The 18,602-nt window shown below is 66.0% G+C and carries 13 protein-coding genes; 8 read left to right on the top strand and 5 right to left on the bottom strand.

All coding sequences use genetic code 11. The features are described from left to right. Nucleotides 1-4: 4 nt before the first annotated feature. Together ACODS2_RS18030 and ACODS2_RS18025 are read right to left on the bottom strand one after the other, a co-directional pair. A complete protein-coding gene (locus ACODS2_RS18030; protein WP_489000053.1) occupies nucleotides 5-1,288 on the bottom strand; it encodes an aminotransferase class III-fold pyridoxal phosphate-dependent enzyme in 1,284 nt (427 codons plus the stop codon). A 20-nt stretch (nucleotides 1,289-1,308) separates the two neighbouring features. After that, nucleotides 1,309-1,986 (bottom strand): TetR/AcrR family transcriptional regulator, encoded by a 678-nt coding sequence (locus ACODS2_RS18025; RefSeq protein ID WP_298169427.1) that lies wholly within the window; start codon nucleotides 1,984-1,986, stop codon nucleotides 1,309-1,311. A 160-nt stretch (nucleotides 1,987-2,146) separates the two neighbouring features. Here ACODS2_RS18025 and ACODS2_RS18020 point away from each other — a divergent pair, with 160 nt between their 5' ends. Continuing rightward, nucleotides 2,147-4,420, top strand: a complete 2,274-nt coding sequence (locus ACODS2_RS18020; RefSeq protein ID WP_489000052.1) for a TonB-dependent receptor — start codon at nucleotides 2,147-2,149, stop codon at nucleotides 4,418-4,420. 37 nt (nucleotides 4,421-4,457) lie between these two features. After that, on the top strand, nucleotides 4,458-6,197 hold the full coding sequence (locus ACODS2_RS18015) for an NAD(P)-binding domain-containing protein (protein WP_489000051.1): 1,740 nt from the start codon (nucleotides 4,458-4,460) through the stop codon (nucleotides 6,195-6,197). On the opposite strand, the gene ACODS2_RS18010 is transcribed toward ACODS2_RS18015, so the two are convergent. Then, nucleotides 6,182-7,342 (bottom strand): hypothetical protein, encoded by a 1,161-nt coding sequence (locus ACODS2_RS18010; protein WP_489000050.1) that lies wholly within the window; start codon nucleotides 7,340-7,342, stop codon nucleotides 6,182-6,184. The two genes, ACODS2_RS18015 and ACODS2_RS18010, sit on opposite strands and share 16 nt — an antisense overlap. Before the next feature lie 255 nt (nucleotides 7,343-7,597). On the opposite strand from ACODS2_RS18010, the gene ACODS2_RS18005 reads away from it, so the two are divergent. After that, entirely contained in the window at nucleotides 7,598-8,656 is a 1,059-nt protein-coding gene (locus ACODS2_RS18005; protein ID WP_489000049.1) for an alpha/beta hydrolase, read from the top strand. On the opposite strand, the gene ACODS2_RS18000 is transcribed toward ACODS2_RS18005, so the two are convergent. Further along, nucleotides 8,653-9,771, bottom strand: a complete 1,119-nt coding sequence (locus ACODS2_RS18000; protein ID WP_489000048.1) for an alpha/beta hydrolase — start codon at nucleotides 9,769-9,771, stop codon at nucleotides 8,653-8,655. The two genes, ACODS2_RS18005 and ACODS2_RS18000, sit on opposite strands and share 4 nt — an antisense overlap. Nucleotides 9,772-9,948: 177 nt before the next feature. On the opposite strand from ACODS2_RS18000, the gene ACODS2_RS17995 reads away from it, so the two are divergent. The 4 genes from ACODS2_RS17995 (at nucleotide 9,949) to ACODS2_RS17980 (ending at nucleotide 16,124) form a co-directional block, all read left to right on the top strand. Further along, a complete protein-coding gene (locus ACODS2_RS17995) occupies nucleotides 9,949-11,016 on the top strand; it encodes an alpha/beta hydrolase (RefSeq protein ID WP_489000047.1) in 1,068 nt (355 codons plus the stop codon). 92 nt (nucleotides 11,017-11,108) lie between these two features. Next, nucleotides 11,109-13,262 (top strand): TonB-dependent receptor, encoded by a 2,154-nt coding sequence (locus ACODS2_RS17990; protein ID WP_489000046.1) that lies wholly within the window; start codon nucleotides 11,109-11,111, stop codon nucleotides 13,260-13,262. A gap of 76 nt (nucleotides 13,263-13,338) precedes the next feature. Then, nucleotides 13,339-15,024, top strand: a complete 1,686-nt coding sequence (locus ACODS2_RS17985; protein ID WP_489000045.1) for a carboxylesterase/lipase family protein — start codon at nucleotides 13,339-13,341, stop codon at nucleotides 15,022-15,024. A 98-nt stretch (nucleotides 15,025-15,122) separates the two neighbouring features. Beyond that, the gene (locus ACODS2_RS17980; RefSeq protein ID WP_489000044.1) at nucleotides 15,123-16,124 is read left to right on the top strand and encodes a LacI family DNA-binding transcriptional regulator; all 1,002 of its coding nucleotides are present in this window, start codon (nucleotides 15,123-15,125) and stop codon (nucleotides 16,122-16,124) included. On the opposite strand, the gene ACODS2_RS17975 is transcribed toward ACODS2_RS17980, so the two are convergent. Further along, nucleotides 16,121-17,299: a glycoside hydrolase family 68 protein gene (locus ACODS2_RS17975; RefSeq protein WP_489000043.1), complete on the bottom strand. Its 1,179-nt coding sequence runs from the start codon at nucleotides 17,297-17,299 to the stop codon at nucleotides 16,121-16,123. The genes ACODS2_RS17980 and ACODS2_RS17975 overlap by 4 nt on opposite strands. Nucleotides 17,300-17,592: 293 nt before the next feature. On the opposite strand from ACODS2_RS17975, the gene ACODS2_RS17970 reads away from it, so the two are divergent. Beyond that, nucleotides 17,593-18,570: an alpha/beta hydrolase gene (locus ACODS2_RS17970; protein WP_489000042.1), complete on the top strand. Its 978-nt coding sequence runs from the start codon at nucleotides 17,593-17,595 to the stop codon at nucleotides 18,568-18,570. Nucleotides 18,571-18,602: the final 32 nt, after the last annotated feature.

The following is an 18,602-nucleotide window of genomic DNA, read 5'->3' as shown; positions in this document are numbered from 1 at the left end:
GCGATCAATGCGCACCGGCCATCGCGCTAAGGAACATCAGCACTACGGGGTGCGGCTCGATTGTCGCCAACTGGGCCTTCACCGATGCGAAGGCTTCGTCTGCGGCGCTGAGGGCGAACTCGATATCGGCCTCGGTCATCGCGGCGCAGAAGAACATGTTGTGCCAGGGGTGCACGTAGACCCCGCGCTTAAGCATCGCCTCGCCCCACGCGAAGCCGATGCGGTAGTCGGGGTCGCCCTCGAACAGGATCTGCGGCATCTGGACGGGGCCGGTCTGGCGCAGGGCAAAGCCGTGCTTCGCGGCGAGCGCATCGAGGCCTTCGCGCCATAGCGCGCCGAGGCGGATCGAGTTTTCGAGGTAATCGGTCTCGCGCAGGATCTTGAGCGTCTCGACCCCGGCAGCCATGGGCACGGCGGCGAACCAGAACGAGCCGGTGACGTAGATCTGGCCCGCACCCTCGCGGCAGCGGTCGTTGCCGAGCAGGGCGGAAATCGGGTGTCCGTTGGCGAAGGACTTGCCCCAGCAGCTCATGTCCGGCCGGACGCCGACGAGCTCCCAGCTGCAATCGCGGATCAGGCGGAAGCCCGCGCGCACATCATCGACGATGAGCATCGCGCCGGTTTCGTCGCACAGCTCACGCGCACGCTTGGCATATGCCGGATCGGGAAGCGCCTGATCGATGAAGGCATCGTGCTTGAAGGGCGAGGCGAAAATGGCGGCGAGATCGTCGCCTGCTTCGGCGACGGCGGCTTCGAGGCTGGTGACATCGTTGTACTGGTACTTGGAAATGAACGCGCGTTCTTCCGGCACGATCCCGGCAGGCATCGGCGTGCACCACGGGGCCGCGCCGTGATAGGCGCCGTCCGCGACAAGGATGCGGCGCTTGCCGGTTTGCGCGCGGGCGGTGGTCATCGCCATGGTGGTCGCGTCGGTGCCGTTCTTGCAGAACATCGCCCAATCGGCGTGGCTGACCATGCCGACCAACGCTTCGGCGAGCTCGACGAAGTGTGCGCTCGGGCCGGTCATCGTATCCCCAAGCGCGAGCTGGGCGACAGCTACGTCGTTCACGCGCCTGTTGTTGTAGCCCAGCAGGTTGGGGCCATAGGCGCACATGAAATCGAGGTAGCGGTTGCCATCGACGTCCCAGATATAGGCGCCTTCACCCTTGCTGAAAAACTGCGGGTAGCTTTCGGGCATGAGCGTGGTCGCCTCGTGGCCGTACATGCCGTTCGGCACGACTTTCAGGGCGCGTTCGCGCAGAGCTTTGTCGGCGGCGTTCGTGGTCATCGGGCTCTCCCTCGTATGGTTCAGGCGGCTTGGTGCGCAGACGTGCGCAGCGGCAGGTATTCGGGCAGGAATGTGCGGGCATAGGCCTCGCGCGCGCGGCGGGCCTGCTCCTCGTACGCGTCGGTGATCGTGCCGTGGCGGTGGACCGAAAGGGTCCAGATCGCATCGTTGATCACGAGCAGTTCGGTGAAACGCTCGATCAGATCGAGGCTGGGGGCGATCTCGAACAGCTGGCTGAGTTCGGCCATCGAGCGCTGCGCAAGCACGCGGTCGTTTTCGAGATCGCGCGCGCGAATCGTGGCGGAAAGGCCCGAACCGAGCAGGAGGCGGCGCGCGGCGGCGTGGGCGTTGTAGTGATCGCGGCCATGGCCATAGCGCGCGGCGACATAGTGCTGCCAGGTCTGGATGCCGGGGGGCAGCGGCTTGTCGAGCAGATCGACGAATTCGCGCACGTAGCGTTCGGCCAGCGCCACGAAGACTTGCCCAGCATCGGGAAAGAAATGGTAGATCGAGGGGGCAGAAAGGCCCGCTTCCTCGGCGAGGGTGTAGATGCTGATCTGCGCGGGCTCGAGCGTTTCGAGCAGGCGATCGGCGGAATCGAGGATCGCCTCGAACCGCTGCTGGCTGCGCTTCTGGCGCGGGCGGCGGATCGCTTCGGCGGAACCGGGCGCCCCCGGCCTGGGGAGGATTGTGACCATGCAGCGAAGCCTAGCGCCGAATTTGCGCGGTTCAACCCAAATTCAAATAAAAATCCGAATTTAAGTCAAATTCGGCTTGACGCTGCTGCGGAATGGGGGAAGCTTTGCGTCATGGGGATCAGGGCTCGCGCCTGTGCGCTGCGGAGCCGAAGCGGGGGGAATGATTATGCGTCGGGCCAAAGTTAAGCAGTGCCTTGGGATCATTCTGGCGGGAAGCGCGCTGACGCTGGCCATGCCGGCCTTTGCGGAGGAAGCCGCGCCGCCTGCAAAGGATGCGGGAATTGCCGAGATCGTGGTCACCGCGCAGCGCCGCGCGCAGAACGTGCAGGATGTGCCGATCGCCATCGCGGCGATCAGCGGCGATGCACTGAGCGAGACCGGCATCCGCGATCCGCGCGACCTCACGCTGCTGGTGCCGAGCCTTTCGATGCAGGCGGGGACGGCGGCCTCGACCACATCGCTGTTCATCCGCGGCGTGGGTATCGGCGATTTCAATTCCAACACCACGGGCGCGGTTGGCGTCTATGTCGATGACGTGTTCCTTGGCGCGAACGCGGGCAAGCTGTTCAACGTGTTCGATTCGGATGGGATCGAAGTGCTCAAGGGGCCGCAGGGCACGCTCTATGGCCGCAACACCACGGCGGGCGCGATCCGCTTTGCGAGCCGCAAGCCGACCGACGAACTGAGCGGCGATTTCTCCGCGCTCTATGGCCGGTTCAACGAAGTGCAGTTGGAAGGCGGGATCGGCGGGCCGATTGCCAAGGACCTCCTCAAGGTGCGCGTGGCGGGGTTCCTGAACCGGCGCGACGGAACGACGCTGAACCGCGTGACCGGCAACAAGGTCAACAACATCAACCTCTGGGCGCTGCGCGGGATTGCCGATTTCACGCCCGCGCCCAATGTGCTGCTGCGTCTTTCGGTCCACGGCGGCAACAACACTGGCGGCGCGCGGCAGTTCCAGCATCGCGGGCAGGGGGTCGATTTCTTTGGCAACCCATCATTCCTGCCCGATGGCACGCCGACCGACGCGTTCGGCTACGCGGACACCGACAAGAACGTCTATGCCGGTGACTACAATGTCGAAGGCAAGGAGCGCATCGGCGTATTCGGCGCCTCGCTGCTGGGGCAGGTGGATTTCGGCGGGGTCCAGCTGACCTCGATCACCGCCTACGAGCAGGTGAACCGCGCGACGCTGGAAGATACCGACGCCAGCCCCAACGACTTCGTGGTCGCCTACTACGAAGACCGCCCGCGCCAGTGGAGCGAGGAGCTGCGTCTGCAATCGACCGGCGAGCGCAAGCTCAACTGGATCGTCGGCGCGTACTATTTCCACGACACGCTGGCGACCGACAGCAGCTTCGATCTGCTGCGCAGCTTGCGCGATCCCGGCGATCTGCTCGGCACGTTCGATCCGGTCAATTCGCTGGGGCTGCTGCGTTATCCCTATACGCAGCGGACGCGGAGCTTCGCGCTGTTCGGCCAGGCGGATTACAAGCTGACCGACAAGCTGACCGCCACAGTTGGCCTGCGCTGGTCGAATGACCGGATCAACATGGATTACCACAGCCTGTTCGATGCGGTGGGCGGGGTGGTGCCAGTGAAGGCCTACTCGGACGTGACCCTGCCGCTGCTCGATTTCAACGGCACCAAGACCTTCCGCGATCTCTCCTGGCGCGCGGCGCTCAACTACAAGACCGGCGATACGCTGGTCTATGCCTCATTCTCCAAGGGCTACAACAGCGGCGGGTTCGCGGGCGGGGCCTCGACCGATGCGCTGCAGCTTACGCCGTTCAATTCGGAGAAGCTCTATGCCTATGAAGTGGGGCTGAAGACCGAATTCCTCGACCGGAAGGTCCGCTTCAACACCTCGGCATTCTACTACGACTACCGCGATCTGCAGGTTTTCGTGTTCGATCTGACCGGACCCATCCCGGTGCAGCGCAAGCTCAATGCGGGCAATGCGGAGATCTACGGGCTGGAGGCGGAACTCACCGTGCGGCCGACGCGCAATCTGGATCTGTTCGGTGCGGCAACCTTCATGCACAGCGAATACAAGAAGTTCGCCGCGCTGGGCGGGGTGAGCTATTCGGGCAACCGGCTGGTCAACGCCCCCCGGTTCGCATTTTCGGGCGGGATCAACCTGACAGTGCCGCTGGCCGGAGGGTCGGCGATCAAGGCGCGGGTGGACGGTACATACGTGTCCTCGATCGCGCTGTTCCCGGACAATGCGGCGAGCACCGAAGTGAAGGGCAACGGCAGGATCAACGCGCGGCTGGCGTGGCAATCGCCGTCCAAGGCCTATGAGGCGGCGCTTTGGGTGAAGAACCTCAATTCGGCGCGGGTGATATCCTCAATTGCGCCAGTGATCACGCAGGACCAGATCAACTACAACGATCCGCGAACCTTCGGGATCCAATTGATCGCGCACTTCTGATCTGCGCGGCGAGCTTAGAAAAAGGCGGCAATTCCTGATGCTTGACGTACATGGCTGGCTTGAGAAGTTCGGCGCGGCGCTGGCCGCCGTGGATGGCGCGGCGGTGGCGGGCCTGTTCCTGCCCGATGGCTTGTGGCGCGATTACCTGGCGCTCGGCTGGACGCTGGCGACGCATGAGGGGACGGCGGCGATCACCGCCTTCGCAAGCGCACGGGCACAGGATTCCGGCATCGGCGGCTTTGCCAGCGATGCGGCCGCCGGGGCGAGCGAAGGCTTCATCAGCTTCGAGACGGCGCTGGGCCGGGGCGAAGGCTATGTGCGGCTGGTGGGCGAGCAGTGCTTCACGCTGCTGACGGCGCTCAAGGAACTCAAGGGCTTCGAGGAACCGCTGCGCGGGCGCCGCCATTCGGGCGTGGTGGACGAGACCGGCCAGCGCACCTGGGAAGACGTGCGCCATGACGATGTCGAGCAGTGGAACGAGAGCAATCCGCCCTATGTGCTGGTGATCGGCGCGGGGCAGGGCGGCCTTGCGCTGGGCGCGCGGCTCAAGATGCTGGGCGTGCCGTGCCTGCTGGTCGACAAGTACCCGCGCGTGGGCGACCAGTGGCGTTCGCGCTACAAGTCGCTGCTGCTGCATGATCCGGTGTGGTACGACCACATGCCCTACGTGCCGTTTCCGGATCACTGGCCGGTCTACACGCCCAAGCAGAAGATGGGCGACTGGCTGGAATATTACGCCGGGATCATGGAACTGGGAATCTGGACCAGCACCGAGTGCAAGGGAATTTCCCGCGATCCGGCGACGGGCAAGTGGCGGGTGGAGATGCTGCGCGACGGGAAGCCGGTGACGCTTGTGCCTGAACATCTGGTGATGGCGGTGGGTAATGCGGGCTTTGCGGTCACGCCGGAATTTCCGGGGCGGGACAGCTTCAAGGGCCACCAATGCCATTCGAGCGAGCATCCGGGCGGCGAAGGGCTTGAGGGCCAGCGCGTGGTCGTCATCGGCGCCAACAACTCCGCGCATGATATATGCGCCGATCTGGTGAGCCATGGCGCCGAGCCGGTGATGATCCAGCGTTCCTCCACGCTGATCGTGCGGCAATCGAACATGGAGACGCTGCTGGCCGGTGCTTATTCGCAGCAGGCGTTCGATTCCGGACTCGTTACCGACAAGGCGGACCTGATCAGTGCGTCAGTGCCGCTGCGGCTTGCCGAGAAGGTCAACAGGGCGACGTGGGATGCGCTGCGGGTTTCGGAAGCGCCGTTCTACCAGCGGCTCACCGATGCAGGATTCCAGGTCGATTTCGGGCCAGACGGCACGGGCATCGCGATGAAGTTCCAGCGTACTTCGTCAGGCTATTATGTCGATGTCGGCGCTTCGGAAATGGTGGCTGACGGGCGGATCAAAGTGCGTTCCGGCGTCACCATTGAGCGCATCGATGAAGACGGGCTGGTGCTCTCTGACGGCAGCCATGAACGTGCCGACCGCATCATCTACGCAACCGGCTTCGGCGACATGAAGCAGTGGGTGGCGCGCCTCATCAATCCCGAGGTTGCCGAGCGCATCGGCAAGACCTGGGGCTATGGCTCGGGCTTCCCGGGCGACGAAGGCCCGTGGGAAGGCGAGATGAAGAACCTGTGGAAGCCGACGCCCGAACCGGGGCTTTGGTTCATGGCCGGAAATCTCGCGATGGCGCGCAGTTACTCGCAGTACCTCGGACTGCAGCTGAAGGCGCGGTATGAGGAGCTGCCGGTCGAGCCTTACGTCCCTGCCTGAAGCCGGGGGCGGGCCACGAGCGCCCCTCCGATCATCACGAGGCCGAGAACGACCGCGGCTGAACACGCGAGCAGCACGGTATCGATACCCTGCACCTCGATCATCATGCCCGCTGCCGTGGGCAGGATCGCTGCGCCCATCAGCTGCGCCGAGGCGGCGAAGGGCAGGCTGCGGCGGGTGGGATCGGCCTCAAGCAGGAAGCCGGTGAGCGCGGGGGAGAGGAGCATCCACACGAAGCCGTAGCCGACGATGAGGCTCCAGCCTGCGGCACCGTCTGCGCCGCGCAGGAACAGCAGGGCGACGATGAGGATCAGGGCGAGGCCGGTGCCGACCGCCTTCGCCCCGGCATGCCCGCGCTCGCCCACGGCAATGGCGACCAGCGCGCCCGCCATCTGCCCGACCATCGAGGCGGTGAGCATCGGCGCGATGCGTTCGGGCGCGATGCCGCGCGCTTCGAGCCAGAGGCCCATGTAGGCCCAGATCCCGATGACCGCGCCGACCAGCAATGCTGAGGCGCCGAGGCCGATCCAGCCGGAAAGCGGGATGGCACCCTTGCTGGCGGCACTCTCGGCATGGGCGGCGGGGGCGAGCCGCGACGGCACGAGCGGCAGTGCAAGCGCGGTGAGCGCGGCGATCACGGCGAGCGCGTGTTGGACATCAGCCGCCGAACCGGGGGAGGCGGCGCTCGCGAACCATTGCAGGATGGCGTACTGGCTGGCGGACTGAAGGAACAGGAACGCGGCCGCTGCGGCGTTGAGGCCCCTGGACTTCGCGATGGCACCGGCCGCGACGCCGACCAGCAGGCCGCCGCCCGCTCCCGACACTGCGCGGACTAGCAGCAGCGGGATCGCGTCCGGGAGCAGGTTTGCCGCGATAGTGATGGCGATGCCGATCAGCGCGACCATGCGCGCCGGCGTCCGCCCCAGTAACGCGATCCCGCCTGCACTGCCCAGCGCGATGGCGGCGATCTCTATGGCCGCGAGGAGGCCCAGGCTGGCCTCGCCGATCCGGCCTTCGTGGACATAGCTGCCATAGAGCAGTGGTTGGACGCCAAGCACGAGGAGCCCTGCTGCACCGATCAGGAGGCAGGCGCCGAGGGAGATGCGGGTGGGTGCGGGGCCGGTAGTTTCCTTGTGCGCCGCCATTCCACGCCCTCGATGATCCAATAATTATCCGGTTTATTGGGCAGGGTGCAGCCCGAGTCAAGCGCGGGGGGCGCCGCGACCGAAGCGGCTCCTCGTCATGGAACTGGAGGCGCTGAGGGCGAACCCTTCCGCAGACACTCAGGCATCACTCGCTTGGCGGTGGCCCGCTCAAGCCTCTTGTAATCGGTTGCGCAACCACGCAGACCGTATTCGTCATCTGGTGCGGTCGCTGCACCGCCTCGGCAGGAGTTTTCATTGACCCTCAGTCGCCGCGATCTGCACCGCATCCTTCTCGGCACCGGAGCGGCGGCGCTTGTGCCGGGGCTTGCGCGCAGCAGCCTTGTCCAGGCGGCCGAGGCAGCCGGTTCCGATCCGCTTGCGCTGGTCGACCCCGAACTGCGGGCGGCGGCGCGCGCGATGCTCGCGCAGAAATTTCCGCCGATGACGCGTGAGGCTCTGCCGGCAATGCGCGCCGCTTGGGCGCCGCCGCCGCTGCTGGCCGCGCCCGAGGTCAAGCTCCAGACGATTCCCGGACCGGCGGGCGCGCCGCCCGTCGCGATCGAACTGGTTGTCCCGGAGGCATCGGGCACGCCAAGGCCTGCGATCGTGCATATCCACGGCGGCGGGATGATCTCCGGCCGCGCCCGCAATATGACGGCGTTCTGCCAATCGCTTGCGGCGGAATTCGGCGCGGTCGTGGTCAACGTCGATTATCGCCTGTCGCCGGAAACGCCTTTCCCGGGCCCGGTGCTCGACAACTACGCCGCGCTCGAATGGCTTGCGGACAATGCGCAGAGTTTGGGTGTCGATCCGGCGCGTATTGCGGTGATGGGTGAAAGCGCCGGTGGCGGGCTGGCCGCGATGGTCGCGCTGATGGCGCGCGATCGCGGCAAGGTGGCGCTGTGTCAGGCCGTTCTGATCTATCCCATGCTCGATGACCGTACCGGTTCGACCCGCAAGGTGCCGCCGCATATCGGAACGATTGGTTGGTCGGCAGAGGCCAACCGGTTCGGCTGGTCGGCGTTTCTGGGCGTACCGGCGGGATCGGATGCGGTGCCCGCTGGCAGCGTTCCCGCACGGGAGAGCAATCTGGCAGGCCTTGCTCCCACCTTCATCGGCGTCGGCGCGCTCGATCTGTTTGTCGACGAGGATATCGCGTTTGGCGGGCGCCTTATCGCGGCAGGGGTGAAAACGCGGATCCATGTCACGCCCGGCGCATGGCATGCCTTCGATTTCGTCGTGCCCGAAGCGCGCGTGGCGCGGGAATTCACTGCGGCGTGGAAAGCGGAATTGCGCGCTGCCTTCGCGACTTAGCGCGCGAGATTCCGGTCGAAGAATTTCAGGATGACGGCGTAGGCCTCGCGCGATTCGGGCATGTCCGGCTTGTAGAAGAAGCCGTGGAACAGGCCTTCCCACACATGCAATTCCGCCGGAACGCCGAGCGCGACGAGGCGGGTGTGGGTCTTGACCGCCGAACTCAGTTCGAACCCGCGCGTTGCGGTGAGGATCAGCGTCGGCGGGAACAGGCGCAGCACGGCATCGGATGAGCCGGGCGAGACGAGCGGGTCCTTGGGGTCCGCGTCCTTGAAATAGGGAAGGGCGGTCCATGTTGGCGGGGTGGTGGTGGGCCATGCCGGGGCAGGGCGCGCCTCGCCCACGGCGGCAGTCATGTAATCGGCATCGCCGCCGAAGCCGTTGGACGAGCTGGTGAGGCCTGCGCAAAAGATGCCAGCCGCACCGGGGCGGGGCAGGCCGTGCTTCTGAAACCATGCCAGGGACATGCCGGTGAGCATCCCGCCGGCCGAGCAGCCATAGATGCCGATCTGCTCCGGGCGGTGGGACTTGAGCAGTTCGCGATAGACCAGCGCCACGTCCTCACTCGCGGCGGGGAACGTGTGCTCGGGGCCCTGCCTGTAATCGACCGAGACGACCCGCACTTTGCCGAGCGCGGCAACGGGAATGGCTTCGAGCTCTGCGCAGCCGGGGAAGCAGCCCATGAAGCCGCCGCCGTGCAGGTTGATCAGCACGCGGCGGGCATTGCGTGGGGCGATCCCGGCCTTGGGAGCATAGTCGAACACACGCACCCCGCCGATGCGGTGCTCGCGCATGGTGGTGGCGAACGCGGCCTTCGCTTCGGCGAGGTAGGGTTCCATGAACACCGGCACACCGCCCACCTGCTTCACTTTCTCGGGGTTCTGCATGTCGTGCAGATGGTCGGCCATGTACTGCTTTGCCTCGGGGCTGAGCATCGACGAGACCGGCACGGCCATTGCGGGTACGTGAACCGTGCCGTCTGCATCCACGGTAACCTTGGGCGGCGCATCCGCTGCGATAGCCGCCTGCGGGACGGTCAGTGCCGCGACGGCCAGCAAGAGCGCGCCAGCCAACCGCATCGCGCGGGCGCAGATGGGAAAAATCGGGCTGATCATGGCGCGGGTTCTCTCCTGATGATCTGCGGCGAGGACTTCGCGCCTGCCGTCCCGATCCTGGAGCTTGCGTAATCGATTGCAATTGTGACCGCAAGGTGTAAGAAGGTAATCGATTGCGCGCGAGTGTGCGCGCCAATGACCGCGCCAGAGATTGCGGCAAAGGTAGAGGGATTGAGGGTGACGTTCACACGCAGATCGTTCGGCCTTGCTGCTGCTAGCGCCGCCGCGCTGACAGCCATGCCGCTGCGGGCCCTTGCGGCTTCGGCCGCGCCGGTGGACGATCCGCTGGCGATGGTCGATCCTGAACTGCGCGAAGGCGCAAGGATGATCCTGGCCCGGCCGCTGCCCGATCCGCTCGATCCTGCCGCGATCCGGGCAATGCGGCTGAAGGCCCCGCCACCACCGCCGCCGCTCGCATTCCCGGCCATCGATCTGCGCCGCATTCCCGGGGCGCCGGGGCATCCCGAGGTGCCGATCGCGGTGATCGATGCGCGCCCTGGCGAAGCGCCACGTCCGGCGGTGCTGCATATCCACGGCGGCGGATTCATTGTTGGCCGGATGACGGACACGTTCCCGGCTTCCCAGCGCCTTGCAGAGGAAATGGGCTGCGTGGTGGTGGAGGTCGATTACCGGCTTTCGCCCGAAACCGCATTCCCCGGACCACTCGAGGATTGCCATGCTGCGCTGGCTTGGCTTCACGCAAATGCAGCCGCGCTGGGCGTGGATCCGGCGCGAATTGCGATCATGGGTGAGAGCGCGGGCGGCGGCCTTGCGGCCATGGTGGCCATCGCCGCGCGCGACCGCCGCAGCGTGCCGCTGTGCTATCAAGTGCTGATCTATCCGATGCTCGATGATCGCACCGGCAGCACGCGCCGGGTGCCGCCATTCATCGGCACGATCGGCTGGAACGAGGCGGGCAACCGAGTCGGCTGGGCCAGTCTGCTCGGCCAGCCCGCCGGTGGTGCATCGGTGCCGCCGGGCTCGGTTCCCGCACGGATCGGCAGCTTTGCCGGTCTGCCCCCGGCGTTCATCGGCGTGGGTGCGGTCGATCTCTTTGCCCAGGAAGACGTGGCTTATGCGCAGGCGCTGATCGCGGCCGGTGTGCCGACGCAGCTGCTGGTCATTCCCGGCGCCTACCATGGCTTCGATTTCATCGCGCCCGCCTCGCGCGCCGCGCGCACCTTCACTGCATCATGGAAAGCGGCGCTGGCCGCTGCCTTCCAGCCCGCGTCCGTCAGAACCTGAAGCAAACACTCGCCCCAAAGTGCGAGCAGGCAACGGTTTGACACTCGTTGCACAATCGATTACGCAAATAACCAAGAACGAGGGAGGATACCATGAAGCCCAATCACCATCGCAACCAACTGCGCGCGTGCCTCACCGGTGCCGCCGCCACCATCGCCATGATGTCCGCTGTGTCTGTCCATGCGCAGGAGGCGGCCCCGCAGGCCAGTGAAGCGGCCGGCTCTGACGAAATCATCGTCACCGCGCTCAAGTCCGGCTCGCTCAAGCTCGATCAGGTGCCGATCGCGATCCAGGCATTCGGCGGCGACACGCTCAAGCAGCGCAACGTGCGCGATGGGTCGGACCTGATCCAGCTCATCCCCGGTGCCTCGCAGGCGCAGGAAATCGGCGCGGGCTACCGCATCTTTTCGTTCCGTGGCTCGGGCGCGGGCGGCCCCATCGGCGATGGCCTGATCGGCTACTACCTCGATGATACCCCGTTCGGCGTGCCCAACAACCAGGCCGCGCCGCCGGTGCAGTACTTCGATATCGACCGGATCGAGGTGCTGCGCGGACCGCAGGGCACGCTTTATGGCCTCGGCTCATCGGCGGGCACGATCATCTATCGGACCAAGAACCCCGATCTCGAAAAGATCACCGTTGCGGGCGAGGCGGAGCTTTCCAAGACGGGCGATGCCGGTGATCCCAACTACCGCGGTGCCGCCGCTATCTCGGTCCCGCTGATCGAGGGCAAGCTCGGCCTGCGCGTCAGCGGTGGCTACGATCGCCGCGCGGGCTATGCCGATATCTATTCCGGCGCGCCGACCGGCACCCCGCGCGAGAAGGACGCCAACGACGTCACCTCGAAGGACATTCAGGCGGTTCTGCTGTGGAAACCCGATGCGCTCACCACCGTGCGCCTGCGCGGCTGGTACTTCAGCACCGATCAGAACTACCTCAACGTCATCAACTCGGTGAAGCCGCCCTTCGCCTCGTTCCAGGGCGACGTGGTGGGCTATGATCGCCGCCGCGCCTGGTATCTTTCCAACACGATCACCCGCGATATCGGTGATCTCACGCTCACCAACGCGACCTCGTATCAGAAGTCGCTGCCCGGCGGTTTCCAGGTCGGCCTCAATCTCGGCGCGCCGCTCGGCATTGGCACGCTGATCAACGGGGGCGATGCGCGCAACTTCGTCAATGAACTGCGCCTTGCCACCAACAAGGGCGGGCCGTTCAAGGGCGTGGCTGGCGTGTTCTATCAGAACGCACGGAGCCTCTATACTTTCAACCTCAACTTCCCCGCCTTCGCGCTGAGCGGCCAGACCGTGACCAAGACCGAGAACGCAGCGCTGTTTTCCGAGGCCAGCTACGAGCTGTTTGGCGGCAAGCTCGTCCCGCTGGTCGGCCTGCGCTATTTCAAGGACAAGCGCACCGCGGATTCGATTTCCAACGGCGTTCCCGTATCGATCAAGGCAACGCCCGATGCAGTGACCTGGCGCGCCAACCTGGCGTACTATCCGGTGCCGAACTGGACGGTGTTCTTCAACGCCGGAACCGGTTTCCGCAGCGGCATCCTGCAATCGCAGGCCCAGGCCGATGCGGTGATCGCGGACGGCGTGCCCAGCGGGCTCTCGCTCACGCCCGACAAGCTGCGCAACCTCGAGATCGGCACCAAGGGCACGCTGTTCGATGGCGCGCTCCGCCTCGCGGTCAGCCTCTATGATATCAAGTACACGAACATCCAGAGCGCCTTCAACACGTCGATCGGCCTTGCCGCCTTCGCCAATCTGGGTGACGGCAAGGCAAAGGGCATCGATCTCGAAGCGACCTGGCGCACGCCGCTCAAGGGGCTGACGCTCAACATGATCGGCAACATCAACGATTCCAAGTTCACCAAGGTGATCCCCGCCTTCAACGGCGCGGATCCCCGGATTGCCAATGGCAAGCGCCTGCTCAACACGCCGACCCATAACTTCCGGCTCGATGCGACCTACGAGACGAACGTCGGCAAGTACGAAATGTTCGTCACCGGATCGGCGACCACGGTCGGCCGCTTCCGGCTGGGCGATGCCACGGTGAACGAGATCAACCCCTATCAGCTGTTCCAGGCGAGCATCGGCCTGCGCCGCGATCGCTACGAGCTGCGCCTTTTTGCGGATAACCTTTCCGACGAGCGCGGGCCGACCTCGGCCAATGGTCCCACGCTGCTGGCTGGGCCGCGCCCGCGCACCATCGGGGTCACGTTCCGCCTCAACACCAACTGATCTGGCGGTGGCTGCGCCCGGTTTCCCTTGTGGAGCCGGGCGCTGTCCTGCCAAATGTTCACAAGGCGCAGAAACCATGGCCCAAGGCACTGCAGGGGCAGGGGGGCTTGATCGCCGCAGCCTGATCAAGGGCGCGGGGCTAGCGGCGGGGTTATCGCTGGCCCCGGGCACTTCCGCCGCTGCAGCGGCCATGCCTCAAGAGGACGCGGCCTTGTCCACCGATCCCGCCGCCGTCACCGCGCGCACCACTCCGGGCCTGATCCGCGGCTATCGCCAGGGCGGCGTTCATATGTTCAAGGGCGTGCCTTATGGCGCGCCGACCGGCGGGGCCAACCGCTTCCGCCCACCCCGGCCACCTGCGCCATGGCAGGGTGTAAGGTCTGCGTTGCACTACGGCCCGATCGCGCCGCAGGACAAGGGCATGGGCCGCTTCCACGATGAGGAAGCCTTCATCTTCCGCTGGAACGATGCCGTGGCAGACGAGGACTGCTTGCGGCTCAACGTCTGGACGCCTGCGCTTGATGCGGCCCGGCGACCGGTGCTCGTCTGGCTTCATGGGGGTGGTTTCGCGGCGGGGTCGGGCCACGATATCCCGGCCTTCGACGGCGAGAACCTTGCCCGAACCGGCGATGCCGTTGTCGTCACGCTCAATCACCGGCTCAATCTGCTCGGCTTCCTCGATCTCTCCGCATGGGGCCAGGATTTTGCCGAGAGTGGCAATCTTGGCATGCTCGATATCGTAGCCGCGCTGCGCTGGGTGAAGGACAACATCGGCGCGTTCGGCGGCGATCCGGACCGGGTGACGATCTTCGGCCAATCGGGCGGCGGAGCCAAGGTTTCGGCGCTTATGGCGATGCCGGCGGCGCGCGGCCTCTATCACCGCGCTGCGATCCTCAGCGGATCGTTCGCCGGGTTCAATACGCCCGCACGCAGCGCCCGGCTCAGCGCGCTGCTGCTGGCGGAACTGGGGGTAGGGAGCGGCGAGATCGCCAAGCTACAGGCGCTGCCCTATGCCGACTTGCGCGCGGCGGCAGATCGCGTTGCCGCGCGGATCAACCCGCCCTTCGACGGCTTCGTCGATGTGCGCCGGATTCCGCAGATCCTCGATTATGCGCCGGTGATCGATGGCCGCACGATCCTTGCCGATCCGGCTGGTCCGGCTTTGCCCGCCACCGATCCGGCGGTTCCGCTCATCATCGGCTCCACACTCAACGAATTCGTGACCGGCATCAACCAGCCGGACAGCGACGCCATGGACGAGGCAGCGCTGCGGGCCCGGGTCGACCGGTTCCTGCCCGGCCGCGCCGTTGCCGTGATCCGCGCCTTCCGCGCCGCGACACCCGCAGCAAAACCGTTCGACCTGTGGTCGCGCATCGCCACCGCGCCGATCCGGCAGGCGGTGATCGATCAGGCTGCGCGCCGCCTTGCCGCCGGAGCGCAGCGCACGCACGTGTTCTGGTTTGCATGGCAGACTCCCGTGCTCGATGGCCGTCCGCGTGCATTCCACTGCCTCGATATTCCGTTCTGGTTCGACAACGCAGCGCGCTGCGCTTCGATGACGGGCGGCGGGCCTGAAGCGCAGGACCTGGCAGCGCGGATGTCGCGTACGCTGGTTGCCTTTGCCGCGGGCGGCGTGCCCGATGGCGCGGGCCTCCCGCCATGGCGTCCGGTTGCGCCCGGCGATTTCCCCTCGCTCCGGCTGGACGCCAGCCCCGCGCTCATTGGCGAGATCGATGCGGCCGAACGCGCCAGCCTGCGCTGAGCGCCCCCATTGGCCGCCCGCAGCGGTCTGTGTAAGCTGCGCCGCGTGCGGCTCGCAGGGTTTTGCCCGGTAGGCGATGTCCGGATACAAAGGGTCACATGGTCAGCGTCAAGAATATCAAGGAGTTTGCCGAACTCGCCGGGGTCTCCACCGCCACCGCTTCGCGCGCGCTGACGGGATCGGGCCGGGTGAGCGAGGAAACGCGCAAGCGCATCGCCGCGCTTGCCGAAAAGCTCGGCTACCAGCCCAATGTCGCCGCGCGCAACTTGCGCACGCAGCGCACCATGACGATCGGCGTGCTGGTGCCGCTCGGGCACGAAGCGCTGCAGCACTTGTCCGATCCGTTCTTCAACACGATGACCGGGTTTCTCGCCGATGCCTTTGCCGAGCGGGGATATGACCTGCTGCTCTCGCGCGTGCTCCCGCGCAACGACCGCTGGATCGATCGGTTCATCGGCAGCGGGCGTGTCGATGGCATTGTCGTGGTCGGCCAATCGGATCAGGTTCATGTGATCGAGACGGTCTCGCGCCGCTATATGCCGATGGTCGTCTGGGGTGGCCATGCGCCGGGCCAGCATCATTGCTCGATCGGTTCGGACAACCGGCTCGGCGGGCGCATGGCGGCGCTGCACCTGATCGAGCGGGGCTGCCGGCGGATCGCCTATGCCGGGCCGGTCGAGGGGAGCGAGTTCGGAGACCGCGTCGAGGGTGCGCGCGGTGCGGTGCAGGAAGCCGGGCTCGAAGGCCTGACCGCGATCCCCACGCATTTCGAACCCGATGCAGCCTACGCTGATTTGCGCCAGAAGCTCGGCGCGCTGCCTGAAATGCCCGACGGGATCGTTGCCGGGTCTGACGTGACCGCGATCAGCGTGATCCGTGCGCTGCGCGATCTGGGCCGCAGTGTGCCCGATGATGTGCGCGTGATCGGGTATGACGGCCTGCCGATCGGGGAGCACATGGCGCCGCCGCTTTCGACGATCGACCAGCAGTTGAGGCACGGTGCGGACTTGATCACCCAGACCCTGCTGCGCCGGATTGCCGGCGAGGAGACGGCCTCCCAGCAGATCGAGCCGCAACTGATCGTGCGCGGTTCGACCTAGCGTTCAACTCGCGCCGATGCGCCGTCGAGTGCGATCCTGAAGAACGGCGCCGGGTATCCCGCAAAGTGGGCGCGGCGCTGGGTGGCATCCTCCAGAATTGCCGGATCGGCGAGGCCGGGATAGTCGGCAAATCCAATGACCGAGAGGTCGTCCAGCACCCACCAGCTGTATTCCTGCGCAGGCGCTTCGGCGGGGGTCGCCGCGACGAGGCCCGATCCATTGAGCAGGGTGAACGGCCCGAGCGGCGAGGGTGCCACCGCGCCGTAAAGACCGCTCGGCGCAGGCGGGGCGTCGTCTGCAAAGACTTTGGCCTGCGTGGACCAGAACAGGTAGTAGCGGCCCGCCACGCAGCGCATGTGCGGACGCTCCAGCTCGTTGTTGAGGCCTGAGGCGTCGATCACCGGCCGGCGCAGCCGCCAGTTGCCCGCCGGATCAGCCTCAGCCACGCCGATGACCCCTGTCCAGCGCGAGGCGGCGCGGGCGGAAGACCCGGTGAAGAACAGATAGGCCTGCCCCGTTGCCGGATCGCGGAACCAGGCGGGGTCGCGAAAGCCCAGGATCTCCCCTGCGCGCCCCTCGGTCTGGTTAGCGGGGAGGTAGTGCTGGCCATCTGCGACAATCGATTCCGCAAGTGCGCTCCAGTGGGACAAGTTGAACGCACCATCCGCGTGGGCAAAGCGGCAGCTGGCCTGAAACAGGCGCTGTTCGAAGCTGGGGCTGGAAAGCCCTCGGCGCCCTGCTGCAGTGAAAAAGACCGTGAGCGACGAACCTGCCGCATCCAGGACGGCCGAGCCGGACCATTCGCGACTTCCCGGGGTGAAGCCTTCGGGAAAGACCGGACCGTGCAGGGTCCAGACACCGTCCTTCCCGGACAGGAGATGGATGCGTGCGACGGCATGACGCTCGTCCGGATCTGCACCGGCCGGCGCGGTCAGCACCATCCATAGCGATGCGCCGTCAAAGCGCGGCAAACGGCCATCTGGATACTCAACCGGCCACATGTCCCAAAGGTCATGGCCGGTGATCCGCGCAGCCCCTTCGCGCGTGAAAGTCGGGATCGTGTTCTCCGGACCCTGTTCAAGCAGGGCAAGATCGGCCGAGGTCCAGCGCCGGTCGAAAACGCTGGATCGCGAGGCGGGCTCAGCAGCAGGGTCCTTGACCTTCGGTGCCGTCATCAAATGTCCCTCATGCTGCCGACCCGCAAGCCATCCCGCCCGCAAATCCTTGCAAACAGGCGCTTCCCCGAAAATGCCGACCAGAAACGTGCTGGCCATGCCGTAGCGGGCAGTGTATGAAAGAGCAATCGATTACGCAATGATCAGTTTGCCGTGCCCAACCATTCTCCCCAAGTCGCGCGCTGCGCAATGTGCCGGTGGCACAGCGGGCAGCTTCGCTTCATGATGATTGCGCTAGGCACCGGCTCCTGCACGCCGGAGAGCGGGCACGCAACAAGGATTGGGAGAGTGCCATGGATGGGCCAATCAACCGCAGGCAGGTGCTGCTCGGGAGCGGTGCGCTGCTGATGCCCGCGCCCGCCTTGGCTGCACGCGCCGCACTCCGGATCCCGGCCGGCGGCGGTCAGCTCCCGCCCGAATGGACCGCAGCAGAGACCATCGCCTTGTGGGCTGCCGCGCCGCCCGGTGCGCCCGCCACGCCCCCGGTCCGCTCCGCCACGCTTGACCCCGCCTTCATCACCGGCGTCGCCCGGCCTGAACTCAGGGTGTTCCGCCCGGCGCAAAGCAACGGCCGCGCGCTGCTGGTGATCCCGGGCGGGGCCTACACCTTCATCTCGATCCGCAACGAAGGAACCGATGTCGCCCGCGTGATGACCGCGCGCGGCTACACGGTGTTCGTGCTTGTCTATCGTCTACCGGGCGAAGGCTGGGCGAACCGTTCCGACGTGCCGTTGCAAGATGCGCAGCGGGCCATGCGCGTGATCCGCTTTGGCGCTGCGGGTTTCGGAATTGATCCCGCGACAGTCGCGGTTCTTGGCTTTTCCGCAGGGGGGCACCTTGCGGCTTCGCTGATCACCGCCGCCGCCGAACCGGTCTATGCCCCTCGTGATGCAGCCGATGCGATCGATGCGCGCCCCTGCTGTGCGGGCCTGATCTATCCGGTGATCGCGGCAACGCCGCCGCACACCCATCTGCTTTCGGCACAGCGCCTGCTGGGGCCTCAGCCCACGGAAGAGGCGATTGTCCGCCGATCGCCCGCACGCCATGTCGATATGGCGACACCGCCGACATTCCTTGTCCACGCGATTGATGACGAGGCCGTACCTTACGAGAACACGATGCTGTTCATCGACGCGCTGCGGGCTGCAAGGTGCCCGGCGGAACTGCATCTTTTCGAGGAAGGCGGGCATGGCTTCGGCATCGGTCCTGCGAATGCCCCGGCCGGTCAATGGCCAGCCCTTTTCGCGGCATTTCTTGATCGCCATGGCTAACAGCTTGCGGCCTGATTGCGCGGTGTGGCGCA

The sequence above is a fragment of the Novosphingobium sp. FG137 genome (assembly GCF_057809735.1).
The sequence above is the reverse complement of the archived record's forward strand: the minus strand, read 5'-3'. Positions and strand labels throughout refer to the sequence as shown.